General features: G+C 36.0%; 15 protein-coding genes. 11 read left to right on the top strand and 4 right to left on the bottom strand.

The window, feature by feature from the left end; translation table 11 throughout:
• Positions 1 to 78: 78 nt before the first annotated feature.
• Positions 79 to 2,718: a PQQ-binding-like beta-propeller repeat protein gene (locus B3P23_RS00445; protein ID WP_293923554.1), complete on the bottom strand. Its 2,640-nt coding sequence runs from the start codon at positions 2,716 to 2,718 to the stop codon at positions 79 to 81.
• A gap of 156 nt (positions 2,719 to 2,874) precedes the next feature.
• On the opposite strand from B3P23_RS00445, the gene B3P23_RS00440 reads away from it, so the two are divergent.
• The 5 genes from B3P23_RS00440 to B3P23_RS00420 all read left to right on the top strand — a co-directional run bounded on the left by B3P23_RS00440 (position 2,875) and on the right by B3P23_RS00420 (position 9,183).
• Positions 2,875 to 3,264 (top strand): DUF423 domain-containing protein, encoded by a 390-nt coding sequence (locus B3P23_RS00440; RefSeq protein ID WP_248755685.1) that lies wholly within the window; start codon positions 2,875 to 2,877, stop codon positions 3,262 to 3,264.
• 79 nt (positions 3,265 to 3,343) lie between these two features.
• Positions 3,344 to 5,845 (top strand): replication restart helicase PriA, encoded by a 2,502-nt coding sequence (priA, locus tag B3P23_RS00435; RefSeq protein ID WP_293923551.1) that lies wholly within the window; start codon positions 3,344 to 3,346, stop codon positions 5,843 to 5,845.
• 133 nt (positions 5,846 to 5,978) lie between these two features.
• Positions 5,979 to 6,635: a protein-L-isoaspartate(D-aspartate) O-methyltransferase gene (locus tag B3P23_RS00430; RefSeq protein WP_293923549.1), complete on the top strand. Its 657-nt coding sequence runs from the start codon at positions 5,979 to 5,981 to the stop codon at positions 6,633 to 6,635.
• A 312-nt stretch (positions 6,636 to 6,947) separates the two neighbouring features.
• Entirely contained in the window at positions 6,948 to 8,771 is a 1,824-nt protein-coding gene (locus B3P23_RS00425) for a MutS-related protein (protein WP_293923547.1), read from the top strand.
• Between the two features lie 7 nt (positions 8,772 to 8,778).
• Positions 8,779 to 9,183: an acyl-CoA thioesterase gene (locus B3P23_RS00420; RefSeq protein WP_045752955.1), complete on the top strand. Its 405-nt coding sequence runs from the start codon at positions 8,779 to 8,781 to the stop codon at positions 9,181 to 9,183.
• Positions 9,184 to 9,230: 47 nt separating this feature from the next.
• On the opposite strand, the gene B3P23_RS00415 is transcribed toward B3P23_RS00420, so the two are convergent.
• Both B3P23_RS00415 and B3P23_RS00410 read right to left on the bottom strand, forming a co-directional pair.
• Positions 9,231 to 9,605: a DUF779 domain-containing protein gene (locus B3P23_RS00415; RefSeq protein ID WP_045752954.1), complete on the bottom strand. Its 375-nt coding sequence runs from the start codon at positions 9,603 to 9,605 to the stop codon at positions 9,231 to 9,233.
• A gap of 340 nt (positions 9,606 to 9,945) precedes the next feature.
• Positions 9,946 to 11,448 carry an aldehyde dehydrogenase family protein gene (locus B3P23_RS00410; protein ID WP_045752953.1) on the bottom strand — a complete coding sequence of 501 codons (1,503 nt, stop codon included), beginning with the start codon at positions 11,446 to 11,448 and terminating at the stop codon, positions 9,946 to 9,948.
• Between the two features lie 252 nt (positions 11,449 to 11,700).
• Here B3P23_RS00410 and B3P23_RS00405 point away from each other — a divergent pair, with 252 nt between their 5' ends.
• Positions 11,701 to 12,609: a helix-turn-helix domain-containing protein gene (locus B3P23_RS00405; RefSeq protein WP_045752952.1), complete on the top strand. Its 909-nt coding sequence runs from the start codon at positions 11,701 to 11,703 to the stop codon at positions 12,607 to 12,609.
• 3 nt (positions 12,610 to 12,612) lie between these two features.
• On the opposite strand, the gene smpB is transcribed toward B3P23_RS00405, so the two are convergent.
• The gene (smpB, locus tag B3P23_RS00400; protein ID WP_045752951.1) at positions 12,613 to 13,068 is read right to left on the bottom strand and encodes an SsrA-binding protein SmpB; all 456 of its coding nucleotides are present in this window, start codon (positions 13,066 to 13,068) and stop codon (positions 12,613 to 12,615) included.
• Positions 13,069 to 13,461: 393 nt separating this feature from the next.
• Here smpB and spt point away from each other — a divergent pair, with 393 nt between their 5' ends.
• From spt to B3P23_RS00375, 5 genes are read left to right on the top strand one after another with little or no spacing between them, the layout of a single operon-like run.
• A complete protein-coding gene (gene spt, locus B3P23_RS00395) occupies positions 13,462 to 14,661 on the top strand; it encodes a serine palmitoyltransferase (protein ID WP_045752950.1) in 1,200 nt (399 codons plus the stop codon).
• A gap of 9 nt (positions 14,662 to 14,670) precedes the next feature.
• Positions 14,671 to 15,795, top strand: a complete 1,125-nt coding sequence (locus tag B3P23_RS00390) for a hypothetical protein (protein WP_045752949.1) — start codon at positions 14,671 to 14,673, stop codon at positions 15,793 to 15,795.
• Positions 15,792 to 16,787 carry an NAD-dependent epimerase/dehydratase family protein gene (locus B3P23_RS00385; RefSeq protein WP_248755688.1) on the top strand — a complete coding sequence of 332 codons (996 nt, stop codon included), beginning with the start codon at positions 15,792 to 15,794 and terminating at the stop codon, positions 16,785 to 16,787. Before B3P23_RS00390 ends, B3P23_RS00385 begins: the two co-directional genes overlap by 4 nt.
• 9 nt (positions 16,788 to 16,796) lie before the next feature.
• Complete coding sequence (locus tag B3P23_RS00380) at positions 16,797 to 17,486, top strand: CDP-alcohol phosphatidyltransferase family protein (protein ID WP_045752947.1); 690 nt, start codon at positions 16,797 to 16,799, stop codon at positions 17,484 to 17,486.
• A gap of 3 nt (positions 17,487 to 17,489) precedes the next feature.
• Positions 17,490 to 17,876, top strand: a complete 387-nt coding sequence (locus tag B3P23_RS00375) for a GtrA family protein (protein WP_045752946.1) — start codon at positions 17,490 to 17,492, stop codon at positions 17,874 to 17,876.
• The last annotated feature ends 873 nt before the right edge of the window (positions 17,877 to 18,749 follow it).

The following is an 18,749-nucleotide window of genomic DNA, read 5'->3' as shown; positions in this document are numbered from 1 at the left end:
TTCTAGCATTTTTTTATAAACATTTGAGACGATTTTGATCGTTTAATTTTTGTTTTTAAATTTTTGAATTACAATTTGTTAAAACTTGTAAGCGTAAAGTTTGTGATCTCGTTTAGAGCTAATTAAATACGAGGCATTATTACCAAAATCAATAGGCCCAAAATAGAATTTGGATAGACCCTCGACAGGAAAACCATTTCTGACCAATCCATCTTCACTAAAGATATAGATCATGCGATTATTCGTGCCGACAGCGACAAGATCATTGTTGTTCGTCACCTTGAAGAAGTTGGGTCTATTGCTCACCTCATCTACAAATTTATATTCAAAATATTTACTATTGTCTTTCTGATTGTAAACCGTTAGACTATTGTCACTAAGCACGACATAATCTTTATCTGCACTACCGCTCACATCTTCAAAATTGAAGGTGAAATTTGATCCCCAGTCGCCTACTTTTGATTTGATAGGTTCACCGTCAAATGGTACTTTAATTATTTCTCCTTGAGTTGCCGGAACGATAACGAAAGAATTTTTCTTGTCGGAAGTCGTAATTAAGCCAATTGGATTCTTTAAGGTCTGACCATTGGTATTGAGTTCTTGTTTATTGACTAAGCCCCCTATTTCATTGAAGAAATATACCGATCCTTGACTTGTTGCAGCGATAATATAATGTTGATTGGCAATGGTAGTTGCTTTTAGATCATATAAAATTTTACTATCAACGGTAGGGTTTTTCCAATTTTCGATTTTTTTACCAGCAAGGTCATACGCAGCAATTTGATTGGAGCATGGGATATAAATCCTTTTCTCATTATTGAAAGTTGATAATATCAATCCTGCGGAGGCATTGTTTTCTAAACCTATAGAAAAACCAGGAAGTAATTTGCCATCAGGGGAAAATCGGTAGAGGCGACTTCTGGTGTTCAATAATATGCTCCGATCTTGCAATTGTATCGGTTGTCCTAAGATTTCTCCCTGAAATAAAGTCTTCCATAATTCTTTTCCCGAAGGACTAAGAGCATATACAGTATGATCTTGTTCTTGTACTAATATGAATTTGCTATTTTCTGTTTGATTAAAGACCCAAGGATTATTGATTAATTTCGAGTTCAACTGAAACGTCCATTCTGCGGTACCTCCAAGACGATTTTTAGATTTGTAAAGCGCATAGAAACCTGAAACAAATTCACCCTCATTGCCACTTAATTGAAAAGATGTTGAATAAAAGTTTTGATAGCCAAATTGCTCTTTATCCCTAAAATCTTTGGCATACTCTGATTTCAAGTTGTTAATGATGGTATTTTTAGCCGTCTCAGGTTCAATATAAAATGTCACATTTGCCCGGTTACTCTGAATCGCACTATGATTTTTGAAGATGGCAGTTCCAGACATCATTTGGTTATCGAAATAGGCTTGACGATACTTGCGTAAAATTCCAGTTTGATTTGCAATCACAAGCACTTTACCTATTCTGGTAAAGTAAGGACGCTGGAAAGTTTTGAATGGATCTCCAAAACTTGAATATAAAATATTGGAGTAGTCAAACTGGTAAATATCATCACCTTGATTGCTACTTATTTTTTTAGCCGTTTCTACAAATTTAGTACTATCCGCTAGACTGACTAAACCAAGCATGGCCTCATTGTCCAGTTCTGCAATAGCAAACTCATCGTTCCACAGCGATAATATATCGGATTGAAAAATCACCTTTCCTTCATTTTCAATTAATTTCTGGTGGCTTTTTATTTTGTCAGCCTCTTTTCGATAGGCAAATAAATCATTCAGACCACTATGAAAGCTCGTGATATTGGAGAGGCTATAGTTGATATAAGAAGCGGTGTTTTTTGGTAAAAAGTTAGCCAGAGTTTGTACCTGTGGCGATTGATTAGCGAAAAGATGAAGGTATTGATGATGGTTCAAATCTAGCTTTGTTTCTCCCTTAAAAATTAGAGCATCATCCTTGAAATTCAAATTCCATGCAGTAGATCCTTGTAGAGAATCGATTTGATTCAGATAGACACCAGACTTACTGCGCATGATTTTTTTTGCAAATGCTGCAAGTTGATGATTATTGAAATATAGACTTAAAGGAGTATTTTTACTATTCTGTTCAATAAAAAACTCAATTTGTTTAGAATCTAATTTTTTAACTTTTTTATCCATTACTTGATAAATAATGGGGCGTTGGTAACTCGCGAAAAGTATATTCTCATACAGTGTACAATATAAAATAGAGTCTTTGATTCCCTTATCAAAACTATAGATGCGATGGCCTAAGGTGTCTGTATGATTTTGTTTGTATGTGTTGTCAATTCCTTGAAAGATAGTTTCTAATGCCTTGTTGTTTAATTTTTCATTTAAGGCTACTGTATATAAGGTTGCTATTCCAGATGTACTTGGATGGTAAGAAAGAATAATTTCGACATCTTGAACCTTTGCTTTTAGGGCTTCTGAGCTAAGAAAATCTTGTTTTAATGTTTTGAGGTTGTCAAAATCTTGTTTTCCTTGAATAGCTTCAAATAATTCAAAATGTTGAAATATAGTATCTGTTGTTTCGTTGTTTCTGAAGGCAGTAATAAAATAAGTGTCTTCCGGTAAATATTGAAGTGCTTTTGTCGCATTTTCTTGCCTGCTGCTGCTGTCGGAGAAGTAATAGATGGAAGCCGCAACTACGGCTATAAATAGTAAGACAGTAACAATAATTGTATTTCTCATATCTAATAACAAACCTACTAAAAAATATCTGGAACCTGAGTTATCTTACCTAAGAACTCCTTTTGTAACAATAAATTTAATAAATATTCTCCTTTTGTGAGGAAGATTTGATACATTTAGCCAACATTAATAAAATATAGACATAATTTTAAATTAATGAATAAGAGAATCATCCTAGTGGCTGCATTTTTTGGTGCACTAGCTGTTATTTTAGGCGCTTTTGGAGCACATGGTTTAGAAGGAAAGATAAGTGAACAACATATCGAAACTTGGAAAACCGCTAATCAGTATCATTTTTACCATACGTTGGCCTTGTTGTTCTTATCAACTTTTTCAAGAGCAAAAACAGCATCCATTCGTGTATCATTTATCGCTTTTATAATTGGATTGCTTTTCTTTTCAGGATCGTTATATCTGCTCAGTGTACGGGAGATCACAGGTTTCGGCAATCCAGCTATTTTAGGCCCTATCACACCTTTAGGTGGAGTAGCCTTTATTGTCGGATGGTCAGCCTTGTTTGTCGCCGCTCTAAAAAATAAATCATAGTTATACGGTAGTAATACTGTAAAAAATAAGCCCTCGAAGAAATTAACGTTTTTCGAGGGCTTATTTTTAGTAATTTTACATGATACTTGAAATGAATATGCCAGAGCCTCAAAATTTATTTTTCACAGACCGGACGACTGTTTTTGTCGATGTTATTTTGCCTTTATCACTGGCCAACACCTATACCTATCGTATTCCGGTGGAATGGAACGATAAGATTCAGGTCGGTGTTCGTGTCATGGTGCAATTTGGAAAGAATAAGATTTATTCTGCTATTGTAAAACAAATCAGCAAGGAAGCGCCTAAGCATTATGAAGCAAAGTATATTTTAGATATTATCGATGAAAAACCGATTGTTGATGCCGCACAATTGCTCTTGTGGGATTGGATAGCTGATTATTATATGTGTTCTTTGGGAGAGGTCATGCAAGCTGCATTGCCTTCTGCATTGAAGCTCGCAAGTGAAACTAAAATTGTATCGGCTATACCCGATGATTTTGATCGATCGACATTGACAGACAAAGAATACCTGATCATTGAAGCGCTTGAAGTCGCAGGAGAACTAAAAGTAAACGATATTGTCAAACTATTGAGTCAAAAATCGGTATTTCCGATCCTGAAAGTCATGTTTGATAAAGGTATTGTTTTGATTTCGGAAGAGATTACAGAACGATATAAACCCAAGACTAAAGTTTTCTTCTCTTTTGCCCCAGAATTTCGAGATGAAGATGGGAAACGAAATCTATTGGATGGACTAAACCGAGCTCCCAAACAGCAAGATGCGGTTTTGGCATGTATGCAATTAGCAAAAATGGGTACAGATGTCACCCGTCAGATGATTATGGAAGCTTCAGGCTGTGGTTCAGGCGCGATTACTGCACTTATAGATAAGGGGGTGTTTCAAGTTAAAGAAAAGGTGGTCAGTCGCTTTCAGGGAGAGGATATTGAGTTGGATGCTAATTTTGAATTTAATGCGGATCAACAACGTGCTTATAACCAAATTCAAGATTGCTTTGAAACTAAAGACGTTACTTTATTGCATGGGGTGACTGCATCTGGAAAAACCCAGCTATATATTCGATTAATTGAGCAAGCAATAGCTGCTGGAAAGTCTGCACTATATCTCTTACCTGAAATTGCTTTAACAGCTCAAATAACCGCGCGCTTAAAATTGCATTTTGGAGATAAACTGGGAGTCTATCATTCCAAATTTAATGATAATGAACGTGCAGAGGTGTGGCATAAAGTAATGAAAAATGAGTTTCAGATTATTGTAGGTGCACGTTCCTCGGTCTTTTTACCGTTTCAAGATTTAGGAATTATATTAGTCGATGAGGAACACGAAAGTTCATACAAACAATATGATCCAGCACCAAGGTATCATGCGCGCGATACCGCTATCTACCTAGGTTATATTCACCAAACGAAAGTTTTATTGGGTTCAGCAACGCCTTCCATCGAAAGCTTTTATAATGCAAAATCAAATAAATATGGTTTTGTACAGCTATTAGAAAGGTATGGTAATGCACAACTTCCTGATATCCATATTGTCGATATACCACAAGAAGGAAGAAAAGAAAATATGTTTTCATATTTCTCCGGTAATTTACTGAAAGCGATAGAAGGGGCTCTAGAAAGAAAAGAACAGGTTATATTGTTTCAAAACCGACGTGGTCATACCACTATTATCCAATGCAATACCTGTGGTTTTGTCGCTAAATGTGTGAACTGTGATGTTAGTATGACCTATCATAAGAGTTCAAATATGATGCATTGCCATTATTGTGGTCACGTGGAACCACCAATCAAAATATGTCCAGCATGTGGTATGCCTCATATAGAAAGTAAAGGTTTTGGAACGGAGCGGGTAGAGGAGGAGTTAGAATTGCTCATGCCCAATGCGCGCATTGGCCGTCTGGATTTGGACTCGACAAAGGGGAAAAATGGTTTTGATAAGATCATAGGTGCCTTTGATGAACATGAATTTGATATTCTGATCGGTACGCAAATGGTCGCCAAAGGATTGGATTTTGGTCGTGTAAGCTTAATTGGTATTATCAATGCCGATACGATGATTAATTTCCCTGACTTTCGTGCTTATGAACGAGCTTTCTCACTCTTTTTGCAAGTCGCAGGTCGCGCTGGAAGAAGAGAAGCCGGTGGACAGGTCATCATTCAGACCTATACGCCAAAACATCGTGTTTTGGAGCAGGTAGTTGCACATGATTATCAAGGAATGTTTGATACTGAGATAAAAGAACGTAAAAACTTTGCTTATCCTCCTTTTTATCGGGTGATTCGTATTGATATTAAGCATATGGATATCCAAAAATGTTATGATGGAGCTAAGAAATTTGGATCAGCGCTAAGACAGCAGCTAGGCGCTAGAGTTTTAGGTCCTGAAACGCCATTGGTAGGAAGAGTCCGGAATTATTTTATCCAAACCATAACGCTTAAAATCGAAAGAAATAATATCAGTATTGTTAAAGTAAAAGACTTAATCAAGCATGTGAAAAATGATTTTATTGCAGATAAATCAAATAGCGGGACGCGTATCGTGATCGATGTAGATCCTTATTAAATCATTGGCTTGTTAAGTGAAATTAGCCAAAAATTATTAATTTCAAATGAAAGAGCTTGCCAGTTAATTGATTAGTTGTGAAAATGTTCTTATAGTGGTAATTATTAAATAACAATAGTATTTTTGAGTCATAATGGCGTATAAATTTGTAGATAATTATAGGGAAAAAGGTGCTCGTAAGCAATTGGTGCAGCTACTGAAGACAAGAGGTATTACTGACCAAAATGTATTGAATGCTATCGCTAAAGTACCTCGTCATTTTTTCTTTGATGAGACATTTTGGAATCAGGCGTATAAAGATATCGCTTTTCCTATAGGAGACAGGCAAACCATCTCACAGCCCTATACTGTTGCTTATCAATCGGAATTGCTCCATGTAAAAAAGGGAGATAAAGTGCTGGAAATTGGAACGGGGTCTGGATATCAGACCTGTATCTTAATGGAGCTGGGGGCAAATGTTTACACCATAGAAAGACAAGAAAATTTATACCAGAGAACGATACAGGTTTTACCGTATATGGGATATAAACCTCATTTCTTCTGTGGAGATGGTTCCAAAGGAATTGAGCAACATGCACCATATGATAAAATAATTGTGACTGCAGGCGCTCCCTTTGTGCCGGAGATTATGCTCAAACAATTAAAAATCGGTGGTATATTCGTAATACCAGTTGGTGATGAAAAAGAACAAAAAATGGTAACCATCATTCGAGCTGGAGAAAATGATTTTGATCGAATCGAGCTCGATACCTTTAGATTTGTTCCTTTGGTGGGGGATCAAGCTTGGTAAAAACCAAGCTTTTTTAGTTATTTAAATCAATAAAATAACAGGATTAAAGGCTTATATCAACTGTTAGTTTGAGTTCAAGAGTGAATTTTAGAAGCAAACTAAGCTCATGACCTTTAATGACGAAATGAAGCATGTGTGTTTTCAAAAAAATAGATCATGAATACAAAATACGAGTGCTAGTACAACAGGTTTTACTTGAAATCATACACTCATAAATAATTAAATTTTGATGAAGCCAGCATGAGCATACCGCTCATAAACAGCAGTTAAGATGCACATGCTAGACTCATTATGGTAAAAAAATATTCTCCAATGAAAAATAAAATTATGGACATATACCTTAGTAATAAGGTACAGATCGAGCAAGAAGTAAAGAAACTGGACCGAGCAATTAACCAAAATAGTTTCTTCCGTCTCGGTGTGATCATCTTTGGCGGTGCTGCTTTATTTTATTCATTTCAATTAGAAAATCTACTGCTCGTTCTGATTTTATTTTTTGCACTGATATTTCTTTTTGCTTTCCTGGTAAGTAGGCAAAGTAAATTAGAGAAAATTACTGTGTATCAGAAAGCATTGCTGGCTGTGAACCTAAATGAAATTGATGTCGAAAATAAAGGCGTTAATATGTATGATAATGGGGCACATTTAGAAGATAATAAGCATCCCTATAGTGCAGATCTGGATATTGTTGGAAGCCACTCTCTATTTGAATTGTTAAATCGTTCAACCACAAAAATGGGTTTATCCGTTTTAGGACAATGGTTACTTACTGATGCAAAAAGAGATGAAATTGTAAAAAGACAGGAAGCTGCGGCTGAAATTGCAACTGATATCACATGGAGCCAAGATTTTCAAGCAAAATTGTTGTCAAATTTGAACCAAAAATTAGATGTTAAATCTTTTCTAGCCACATACTTTCAGTCTGCAGATTTCTCATTCGGTCATTCATTTATGCGCTTATACGTGAAGCTAGCCCCGTTTTTATTTATCGGTGCTGTTATTCTTGCGGTTATTATTCCCGCTGCAGCATACATACCAGTGGTAATAGGATTGGGACATGTTTTTTGGTCTATGGCCAATGGGGGAAAAGTTTCTTTCTTCTCTAGTCGAATCGATAAAGTTGGCAATCTACTGGATTCGTATGCCGCAAGTATGGAGCTAGTTGAGAATCGAACTTGGAAGGCAACTCGTAATCAAGAATTACAGAAACAACTAAACATACAGGGGTCATCAGACTCAGTTTCTCATGCCTTTAAAAAACTGGGTAAACTGATCAGTAACTTGGATGCTCGAAATAATATGATGGTCGGAACAATCTTGAACATGATATTCTTATGGGATTTTAAGCAGGTATTGGCTATCGTAGATTGGAAAGCAAAGTACCACGTTAATATATTGGAATCATTTGATACGCTTGCTGAAGTAGAAGCACTGGTAAGTCTAGGTACCTGGAACCGTAACCATCCTGACTGGACAGTCCCAATATTATTAGAACAAATGGATTCACCTGTAGAAGCTGTTGATTTGGCTCATCCTCTGATTTCTGCTGATAAAGCCATTGCAAATACATATACCAATGTTGATCATCAGATCGCATTGGTTACGGGTTCAAATATGGCAGGAAAGAGTACATTTTTGCGCACTGTCGGTATCAATGCGGTCTTAGCTTATGCCGGTGCAGTAGTACCCGCTACTTCTTTTAAACTTCCGATCTTTCATTTGATATCCTATATGCGAATAAAAGACAATTTGAATGAGAGTACTTCGACATTTAAAGCAGAACTGGATCGTATGAAATTTATCTTAGAAACAGTAGCGCAGCGTGCTGATAGTTTCTTTTTAATCGATGAGATGCTAAGAGGAACTAATTCGGTCGATAAGTATTTGGGATCAAGAGCCATTATTAAAAAATTGATCATGGAGAATGGTAAGGGGATGGTTGCAACACATGATTTGCAATTGTCGACTTTAGCAGATGAATATCCAAAAATAGTCAAGAATTATCATTTTGATATACAGGTGATTCAAGACGAGATGCTGTTCGATTATAAACTCAAGATCGGAGAGTGTAAAATATTTAATGCTTCAATGTTGTTAAAAGGTATTGGAGTCGACGTAGAACAAGGAAGAAATTAAATAAATAATGACATTACAAGAAAGAATTGAACAGTCGAGAACACATCATTTTATAACTGTTTTCCCGTTTACAACAAACCATCATTCCACTTTGTTTGGAGGTAAAGCTATGGCTATTATGGATGAAGTAACATTTATGTGTGCAACCAGATTCTGCAGAAAAGCACTTGTAACCGTCTCTTCAGACAAGATTGATTTTGAAAAAGCGATCCCTGCAGGTAGTATGATCGAAGCAATAGCTGAGGTTATACACGTTGGGCGAACAAGTTTAAAAGTAAAAGTTGAAATCTTCTTAGAAGATATGTATAAAGACGGTCGCGAATTGGCTGTTAAAGGTGTTTTTTCTTTCGTAGCCTTGGATGATAATAAAAAACCAATACCCGTATTAGAGGGGCTTGAAATCGAGGATTAAATCAGATTACATCTTCATGAAATTACGAATGGAATAACACAAGTTGGTTATTCCATTCGTTTTATAGGCGACAATTCTTTTAATTCCTCCTCTGTGAAAAGCCTATAGTGAACTTTAAATGTTTTCCCTAAGGATGATTCCAATGAAAATCCACCTGGTCCAAACCCATCGAGGACATCCAGGGTGAAATGCGAAAATTTCCAATATTCAAATAAATCGCGATCGATCCAAAATTCATAACCTTCCGCAAGGCCGATCATCGCATCATTCATTCGGGGGTAGAATCCACCTTTTTCAAAACATTGTGGTTGTGTACCTTCACAACATCCCCCTGCCTGATAAAACATCAAATCCCCATGAGTGCTTGATAATTCCTTTATTAGTGCTTTTGCTTTTTCCGTTAACGCTAATCTTTCTACCATAATCCGTTCTATTTTATGCTTTATTTAAAGCTTTTTAAGGGGGTGTTTTTAACGATCACCAAAGTGCCAATAGTATGACAGTGGATCAATTTGTTCCCGAATGTTATTGCTGAAAATCTCATCTGTTTTGCTTGATTGTATCCTGCAATAATGTGACCATCTTTCTGCTTGACCTGATATTAATATTGGTCACCCGCGAGGAGTAATTTTGCAAATTGGGCTCAGATACCTACGGTATCCTTTTCGATAATTGAATTTTGTTATTCCACATGATACATTAAGAATTAAAAAAAATGGGATTATAGTAATAACCCCATTTTTTTAATTTTATTTTTCGAGATTAAAAAAAACCAAGTTTTTCTTTACTGTATGAAATCAACATGTTTTTTGTTTGACGGTAATGATCAAGCATCATTTTATGGTTTTCACGACCGATACCAGATTGCTTATAACCTCCAAAAGGAGCGCCAGCAGGGTACGAATGATATTGATTGACCCATACACGTCCAGCTTGGATAGCACGTGGGATTTGATACAGCTGATGTGCATCACGTGTCCAGACTCCAGCTCCCAAACCATAGATGGTATCATTAGCAATTTCTAACGCTTCTTTCTCATCTTTGAATGTTGTAACAGCTAATACAGGACCAAATATTTCCTCTTGGAAAATACGCATTTTGTTATGGCCTTTAAATAAAGTTGGTTTGATATAATACCCTTCTTCCAGACCTTCGCCCAAATGATTTTCATCACCACCAGTTAACAGCTCAGCACCCTCTTCTTTACCCAGTTTGATATAAGACATAATTTTGTCCTTTTGGATTTTTGAAGCTTGAGCACCCATCATCGTTTCTGGATCTAAAGGATCGCCAACTTTAATTTGATTGACACGATCGATCACTTTAGCTATAAAACGATCATAGATATCCTCCTGAATCAGTAAGCGAGAAGGACAAGTACAGATCTCTCCTTGGTTCAGGGCAAATAAAACAGCACCTTCTATTGCTTTATCTAAGAATGCGTCGTCATGATCCATGACCGAACTAAAGAACACATTGGGAGATTTACCACCTAATTCCAATGTTACAGGAATGATGTTTTCCGTAGCATACTGCATCACCATACGGCCAGTTGCAGTAGAGCCAGTAAATGCGGCTTTTGAAACCTTAGGATTGGTGACAAGTGCACGACCTAATTCTCCTCCAAAACCATTAACGATGTTGATCACTCCATCAGGGATCAAGTCACCGATTAATTCCATTAGGACAAGAATAGATACAGGTGTACTCTCTGCTGGCTTTAATACCACACAGTTACCTGCGGCTAAAGCAGGGGCCAATTTCCAAACAGCCATCAAAATTGGGAAATTCCAAGGAATAATCTGCGCAATAACACCGATTGGCTCATGAACAATTAAAGAAACGGTGTTTTGATCCAATTCACTTAAAGATCCCTCTTCTGCACGTATTACACTGGCAAAATAACGAAAGTGATCAATCGCTAATGGAATGTCTGCATTTAACGTTTCGCGAACAGCTTTTCCATTGTCAACCGTTTCAACTGCTGCAATGTATTCCAAGTTTTGCTCGATGCGGTCTGCAATTTTATTTAAAATGATGCTTCTTTCCGTCGAAGAGGTTTTTCCCCAGGTTTCAAATGCTTTTGAAGCTGTATCAACAGCTAATTCTAAATCTTCCTTTGTAGAATGTGCAACCTGTGTAAATACTTTACCATCTAAAGGAGAGATATTGTCAAAGTATTTTCCTAATGTTGGTGGAACAAATTTTCCACCTATGTAATTACCATAACGCTCTTTAAACGACGGTCTTTGAATTGCTGCCATAATATTTGTTTTTTATAATGTTATACAAATTGTTGTATCTCAAATTTAGCAAAAGTGTTTGCTTACTTATAGCATTATGGTTTCAAATGGTAGCATTATAATTTCATCATCAAAGCGGCAGATAACCCATAAATCGATGTTGGAGGCGGTGATTGTAGATGAAATAATCCAATATTCGACATAATTATCTTGTATTTTAAAGACAATTTGTCTAAGTTTGATTACCAGCCAATTATAATAAAAGATAGGGATATGATAAACAACAGGCTTGTAAATTCGTTGCCATTTTCATCGCGTCATGAACTTTCTACGCTGGTAGAGAATAGGAGAGCGTTTACTTTAGAAAATCTAGAATTAAACGTATTTGAGACTTATCAAAGATCTGAGAAAGTTGCTTTACAATTTGATGATCTGGTGATTATCAATATGATTCATGGAAAAAAAATTATGCACCTCCAGCAACGAGATTCCTTTGAATATTTACCTGGTCAGACCATGATATTGCCTGCATACAGTAAAATGCAGATCGATTTTCCAGAAGCTACTTTTACAGCTCCTACACAATGTACCGCTTTGACAATAAGTAAAGCGAAGATAGATGAAGTGATTAACCATCTTAATGAGCACTATCCAAAAGCAAATGCAGTAATGGATTGGAAATTAGACTTAAACTTGTTTCATCTGTATAACACTCCAGAATTGACGGATTTGATTAATAAATTATTCCAAACCATCACTAGTGATAATCCGTTGAAAGATGCCCTAGCTGATCTTACCTTTCGTGAACTTGTTATCCGTTTACTTCAAACGCAATCGTTACTGTCTCTTGATATTGGTAAGACAAAAAATAATACAGCTTTAGAGCATATCCGAAATTATATACATGCCCACCTTTCCGAATCCATTACAGTGGAAGTCTTAGAAAAGCAGGCAAATATGAGTAAGTCTAGTTTATTTCGCCTTTTTAAAAACGAATTGGGGATTACACCAATAGAATACATTATCAGGACACGTATTCAGCAGGCAAAGAGTTTGTTACGGAAAACAAAAAGCGTTAAAGAGACTTGTTTTCGTGTTGGATTTAATGATGTCAATTATTTTGTTCGTCTCTTTAAAAATAGAGTAGGTATAACACCTGGAGCTTATATCATATGCGGATAGGCACTATCTTTTTAGCGCTCGATCCAGCTCTCTTTTGCCTTCTCTGTCTTTGATGGTATCACGTTTATCAAAGTCTTTTTTACCTTGCGCTAAAGCTATTTCCACTTTAGCAAAACCTCTAGGACTGATGAAAATACGTAGCGGAACGATAGTAAAACCTTTTTCCTCTCCTTTTAATCTTAATTTTTTCAATTCTCTCTTTGTCAATAACAATTGACGATCACGCTTTGCCTCGTGATTGTAAAACGATCCATGCGAATACTCTGCGATATGCATGTTTCTTAGATAAAGACCATCATGAAAAAAATTGCAAAAACTATCATTGATATTTGCTTTTCCTTCTCGAATTGATTTGATTTCTGTGCCAAGCAGTCTAATTCCAGCGACATATCTGTCAAGCAAATGGTATTCAAACGATGCCCTTTTATTTTTTATATTGATATCTGATGATATTGCCATAATTTCTTAATATATTTATTCCCATTCCATTTCCAAATACAAACCCAGCTAAGTTTGTGATATGTAAAGCCACGGAAAAGCAAATATAAATATTATAATGGTGTTTTTTTTAGCATTGTTATTTTTTGGATTTTAATTTAAGTGTTAAATTAAAATTATTTTTACGATATTTATATGTGAAAAATATGACTAACATTAAGTGAAAGTCAGGTTTTGTTTTCGTATGTTTGCATCGTTTTTGATTTAATATTGTATTTCACGCAGTATTTAGGAAGTCATTTTGTATTAATCTATTTGGAAGTAGGAATTGAAAGTGCTGATGATGAAGCTGATATTTTGGTAATCATTGCAGTCAAAAACAATTATAAAATTTAAGAAATACCTTTTAATCGCATGAGTAAAGGAAAATTAGGCGAGAGAATATCGCAATTTAAAATCGTTAGTGAGTTAAAAGCTAAAGGCTTATATGCTTATTTTAGACCCATTCAGTCGAGACAAGATACCGAAGTAAAAATTGATGGCAAACGTGTTTTGATGTTTGGTTCTAATTCTTATTTAGGATTAACGACGGATGAACGTATTATCAAAGCTTCTCAAGATGCATTAGCAAAATATGGAACCGGTTGTGCTGGATCTCGTTTTTTAAATGGTACTTTAGATATTCATGTGGAGCTTGAAGAGAAATTGTCGGCTTATGTGGGGAAAGAGTCAACTATTTTATTCAGTACGGGTTTTCAATCAAATTTAGGACCATTATCATGTCTTACGGGACGTAACGATTATATCTTATTGGATGAACGCGATCATGCTTCCATTATTGATGGTAGTAGATTGTCCTTTTCTAAAGTGATCAAGTATGCGCACAACGATATGAACGATCTGCGTGCAAAAATAGCTAGATTACCAGAAGAAAGTGGCAAATTGATCGCAACAGATGGTATCTTCAGTATGGAAGGGGATATCGTTAACTTACCAGAATTAATAAAAATTGCAGACGAGTTTGATGCGACAGTAATGGTCGATGATGCACATAGTTTAGGTGTGATCGGAGAAAAGGGAGCTGGTACAGCGTCACATTTTGGACTAACTGATAGCGCCGATTTGATTATGGGTACCTTCAGTAAATCATTTGCTTCATTGGGCGGATTTGTTTCTGGAGATGCTGATGTTATTGAATACTTGAAGCACTCTGCACGTTCGGTCATGTTTAGCGCTAGTATGACTCCAGCTTCTGTTGCTTCGACATTGAAAGCTTTGGAGATCATTCAAGCAGAGCCTCAACATATTGAAAAATTGTGGGCAAATACAAATTACGCTAAAAAATTATTATTAGAAAGTGGTTTTGATTTGGGTGCGACAGAGAGCCCGATTTTACCAATTTTTATTAGAAATAACGAAAAGACATTCTGGGTAACTAAAATGCTTCAAGACGATGGTGTTTTTGTTAATCCAGTAGTTTCACCTGCTGTTCCTGCGGAAGAATCTTTGATTCGTTTCTCACTAATGGCAACACATAGCTTCGATCAAATTGATGAAGCGATCGAGAAGATGGTTAAAGTCTTCAAATTAGCAGATGTTGAATCATTAATCTAAGTGTCTATTATGATACAGGTTATCCCCGTTGAAACTAAGAAACAGAAACGGTTATATATAGATTTTCCGCATACTTTATATGCGGAAAATCCTTATTATGTACCAGAGCTATATCTTGCTCAGTATGATTTGCTAACTCCTGGCAAGCATCCCTTTTACAAACATTCCTCAACACAATTATTTTTAGCGTACAAAGATCAGAAATTGGTCGGTCGTATTGCTGCAATTTGGAATGTGAATCACAATGCCTTTAACCAAGTGCAGGAAGGTCAGTGGGGATTTTTTGATTCCATAAACGATCAAGAAGTTGCAAATGCTTTATTTCAAGCTGCAAAAGATTGGGTAAAAGCTAAAGGTGGAACGAATATCGTCGGTCCAATTAATTTAACGACCAATGATACCTGCGGTTTATTGGTGGAAGGATTTGATAGTCCTCCTGTAGCCATGATGCCTTATAATTTTGCTTACTATCCAGATCTGGTAACAAATGCCGGTTTTCAAAAGAAAATTGATTTGCGTGCTTATCTGGTGATGGAAAATAAAGCAAGTAAACGATCTGTTCTTCTGCTGGAAAAACTAGAAGAGCGGTTAAATCGTTCCGGAATTAAGATCCGTCAAATGAATTTGAAGGATTTTAAAAATGAAACAGAGCGAATCAGAGAGATTTATAATAAGGCGTGGGATAAAAACTTAGGTTTTGTGCCCTTTACGGAAGATGAATTTAATTACGCAGCTAAAGAAATGAAAATGATTGTTGATCCTAGATATGCTTTGTTGGCAGAAAAGGATGGTAAAGTCATTGGATTTGCTTTAGGTATTCCAGATATCAACCAAATTTTAATTAAAATCAAGCGCGGAAGATTATTACCTACCGGGATTTTCAAATTATTATTTGGATTGAAAAAGGTAAATCTGATTCGTGTTCTGATGCTTGGGGTACTGGATGAGTACCGTAAATTAGGAATTGAAGCCTGCCTTTATGGTAGCATAATTAAAAATTCTGGAGACGGATTTACCGTTAAAGGAGCAGAATGCTCATGGATGCTTGATACTAATTATATGATGAATCATGCTATCGAGCAAATCAATGGAGAATTGTACAAACGCTATCGTCTGTACGAGCAAGCGCTATGAGAAAAAAAATCTTAATCACAGGCGCAAGTGGTTTTGTCGGTTATCATCTCGTTCAAGCTGCCTATGAGGCAGGCTTGGAAGTGCATGCAGCCGTTAGGAAAACCAGTGATGTCAGTGAAATAAAGTCTTTTGTTGATCAATTTGTTTATCCTGATTTTAAAAATAAGGATTCATTATTGGAACTGTTAGAGCTAGAGCAATATGCCTATATTGTTCATGCAGCTGCAATGACAAGAGCAAAGAACGAATTAGATCTTGTTGAGGTAAATGTTGGGTATAGCGAATGCTTGGCAGACGCAGTCTTTGAATCCAATATACCGCTTGAACGATTTGTTTTTATTAGTAGTCTCGCAGCGATCGGACCAGTGGCTTATGACGCACCTGCGATCAATGAGCAAAATGATTATCACCCTGTAACAGCATATGGCCGTAGTAAAGTCCTGGCTGAAAAGATGCTTGATAAATATGTTGACAATAAACTTTCCATTATCCGTCCTACTGCAGTATATGGACCCAAAGAGAAAGATCTTTTTGTGTTGTTTAAAACATTAAATACGGGTTTAGATGCTTATATTGGAAAATCACCTCAAAAATTAACTTTTGTTTTTGTAAAAGATCTCGTTAATGCTATTCTGAATGCATGCTTTTTAGATAAAGGCGGCAAGAAAGTTTATAATATTACCGATGGCTTAGTGTATGACCGTTATGAAATGGCAACAATTTTTAAAAAATATACTGCTAAGTCCCTATATAGATTACACCTTCCACTTCGCTTGGTTAGAGGTGTGGCTCAAGCAATGGATCTAGCATATAAAAAATCCAAATCAATACCGGTATTGTATCCGGAAAGATTAAATGAATTGACAGCCGCTAGTTGGGCATGTGATATCAGTTCATCAATAAAAAATATTCAATATAAACCTATTTATGATTTGGATGCTGGCTTGAAAGTTACAATTCAATGGTATCGTGATCATAAATGGTTAAAATAACAAAGAGAGATGAGTGGTCAAAAAATAAACAAAAAACTTTTTCAAGATAGAAAGAGAACAAATATATTGAGTAATCCAGAACAGAAATTTATTTCGTATTTAGTTCCGCGTATTCCAAATTGGATTTCATCCGATGGACTAACAGCAATTGGTTTGTTTGGTTCCTTAATGATTATGGTAAGTTTTATCCTAGCGCAATATTGGGATATTAATTATTTATTATTAGGTATAGTAGGTTTTTTTATTCAGTGGTTCGGTGATTCACTTGATGGTAGAATTGCTTTTTATAGAAATAAGTCTCGTAAATGGTATGGATTTTCTTTAGATATTGTCATGGATTGGATTAGTACGGTGATGATCGGACTGGGATATGTATTCTATGCTAAAGGTAATTTTGAATTAACTGGTTTTGTTTTGGTGGCTTTGTATGGTTGGGCGATGATTTTATCCTTGCTGCGCTATAAGGTAACCGACAAATATACAATAGATGCAGGTATCGTTGGACCAACAGAAATCCGCGTTATTATTTGTCTTGTATTGCTGGTTGAGGTATTCTTCGTAGGTGCCATCCATTATTTAGTGATGGGAATCTGTGCTATTCTTTTTGTTATCAATGCTATTGATACTAAAAAATTACTGGATTTAGGAGATATCAGAGATGCTGAAGAGAAAAAAACGAAAGAGCCTGAAAACGTTTAACATATGAATGCAAAACTAAAAGAATTCTTTAGAGCGCAATTATCAGCTTTTGTAGGTGGTCTTTCAGATTTTGGCATTTATACTTTCTGCTATAAAGTACTCAGTATTTCGCCCGCATTTTCAAATGTAATTAGTGGCTCTTTAGGAGCGGTCGTTAATTTTGTAATCAACCGTTACTGGTCTTTCAATAATACTTCGGCCCCACTTGGAAAACAGCTCGGTAAATTTGTAATCGTAGTTGCTGGAAGTATACTCCTAAAGTCACTTGGCATTTATCTGTTGGATGACAGATTACATTTACATCCTTTGCTATCAAAAGTGATTGTGGAGATTATTGTTTCGTTAGGATTCAATTATACGCTTCAACGCTTTTGGGTTTTTAAAAAGTAGCGGTAAAAGAATTAATCCATATTAGGATTGTCAGGTCATCTCAGAAGAGATGACCTTTTTTATTCCCTTTTACTATAAAAAAATAAATGTTTTCGATAGCTATGCATTTTTTATAAAAATGATCGCTCATCAAATAGTTTTATGTGATATAGATCGAGTATTCATTTAAGGTATCATTAGAACTGGATTAGGGCAATTATGCTGCTTTTTTTTAATGAAAGTCGGAGAGGATAAATTTTTAGTCTGCTAAAAGGAAAAGGGTTTAATAAAATGTATGATAAATCTTATACTTTAAGTAGACGTGTTAACATGCAAGTATTTTATCTAAGGGAGAGTAGTGATGTGAAATGGATATCTGATTGCTACCAACTACATATCAAATTCTGACCAACTTCGTATTTAATACTGGTATAGTAGGGGGATAAGAGGGGGTTTATAGGGGGTTAGTAGGGGTATACCCCTACTAACCCCCTATAAACCCTAAGTAATGTCTGGTGTATTCCCCATTTAATAGTGAAGTTGGTATCTAGTTGGTCAGGATTTGTCTTTAAGATCTGGTATATATGGTAAAGTAACGGAGGGATCGAGTAACGTAGTGATTTAGTGACGAAGCTAACAAAGTGTCTCAGTAAAGAAGTAACTAGGTAACATAGTAACGCAGTATTCGTGAGATGATCTAATATCTGGACAAGGTGACGGGCGTGTCCGCACACAGATGGCCCCAGACCAATTAGCAATGTGATCCATAGCAAAAGGTAATCCATATCCGACCCAGCATGATCATCAGGCGGCATCCAGATAAATTATCGGTCACATTTCTAGCCCTTTACCGTATCGCGGTAAACTATTTCCGGAAAACATTAGGAAGTGAAG

This window comes from Sphingobacterium sp. UBA6320 (assembly GCF_002440335.1).
Lineage (GTDB): Bacteria > Bacteroidota > Bacteroidia > Sphingobacteriales > Sphingobacteriaceae > Sphingobacterium.
This window is presented reverse-complemented; position numbering and strand designations above follow the sequence as displayed.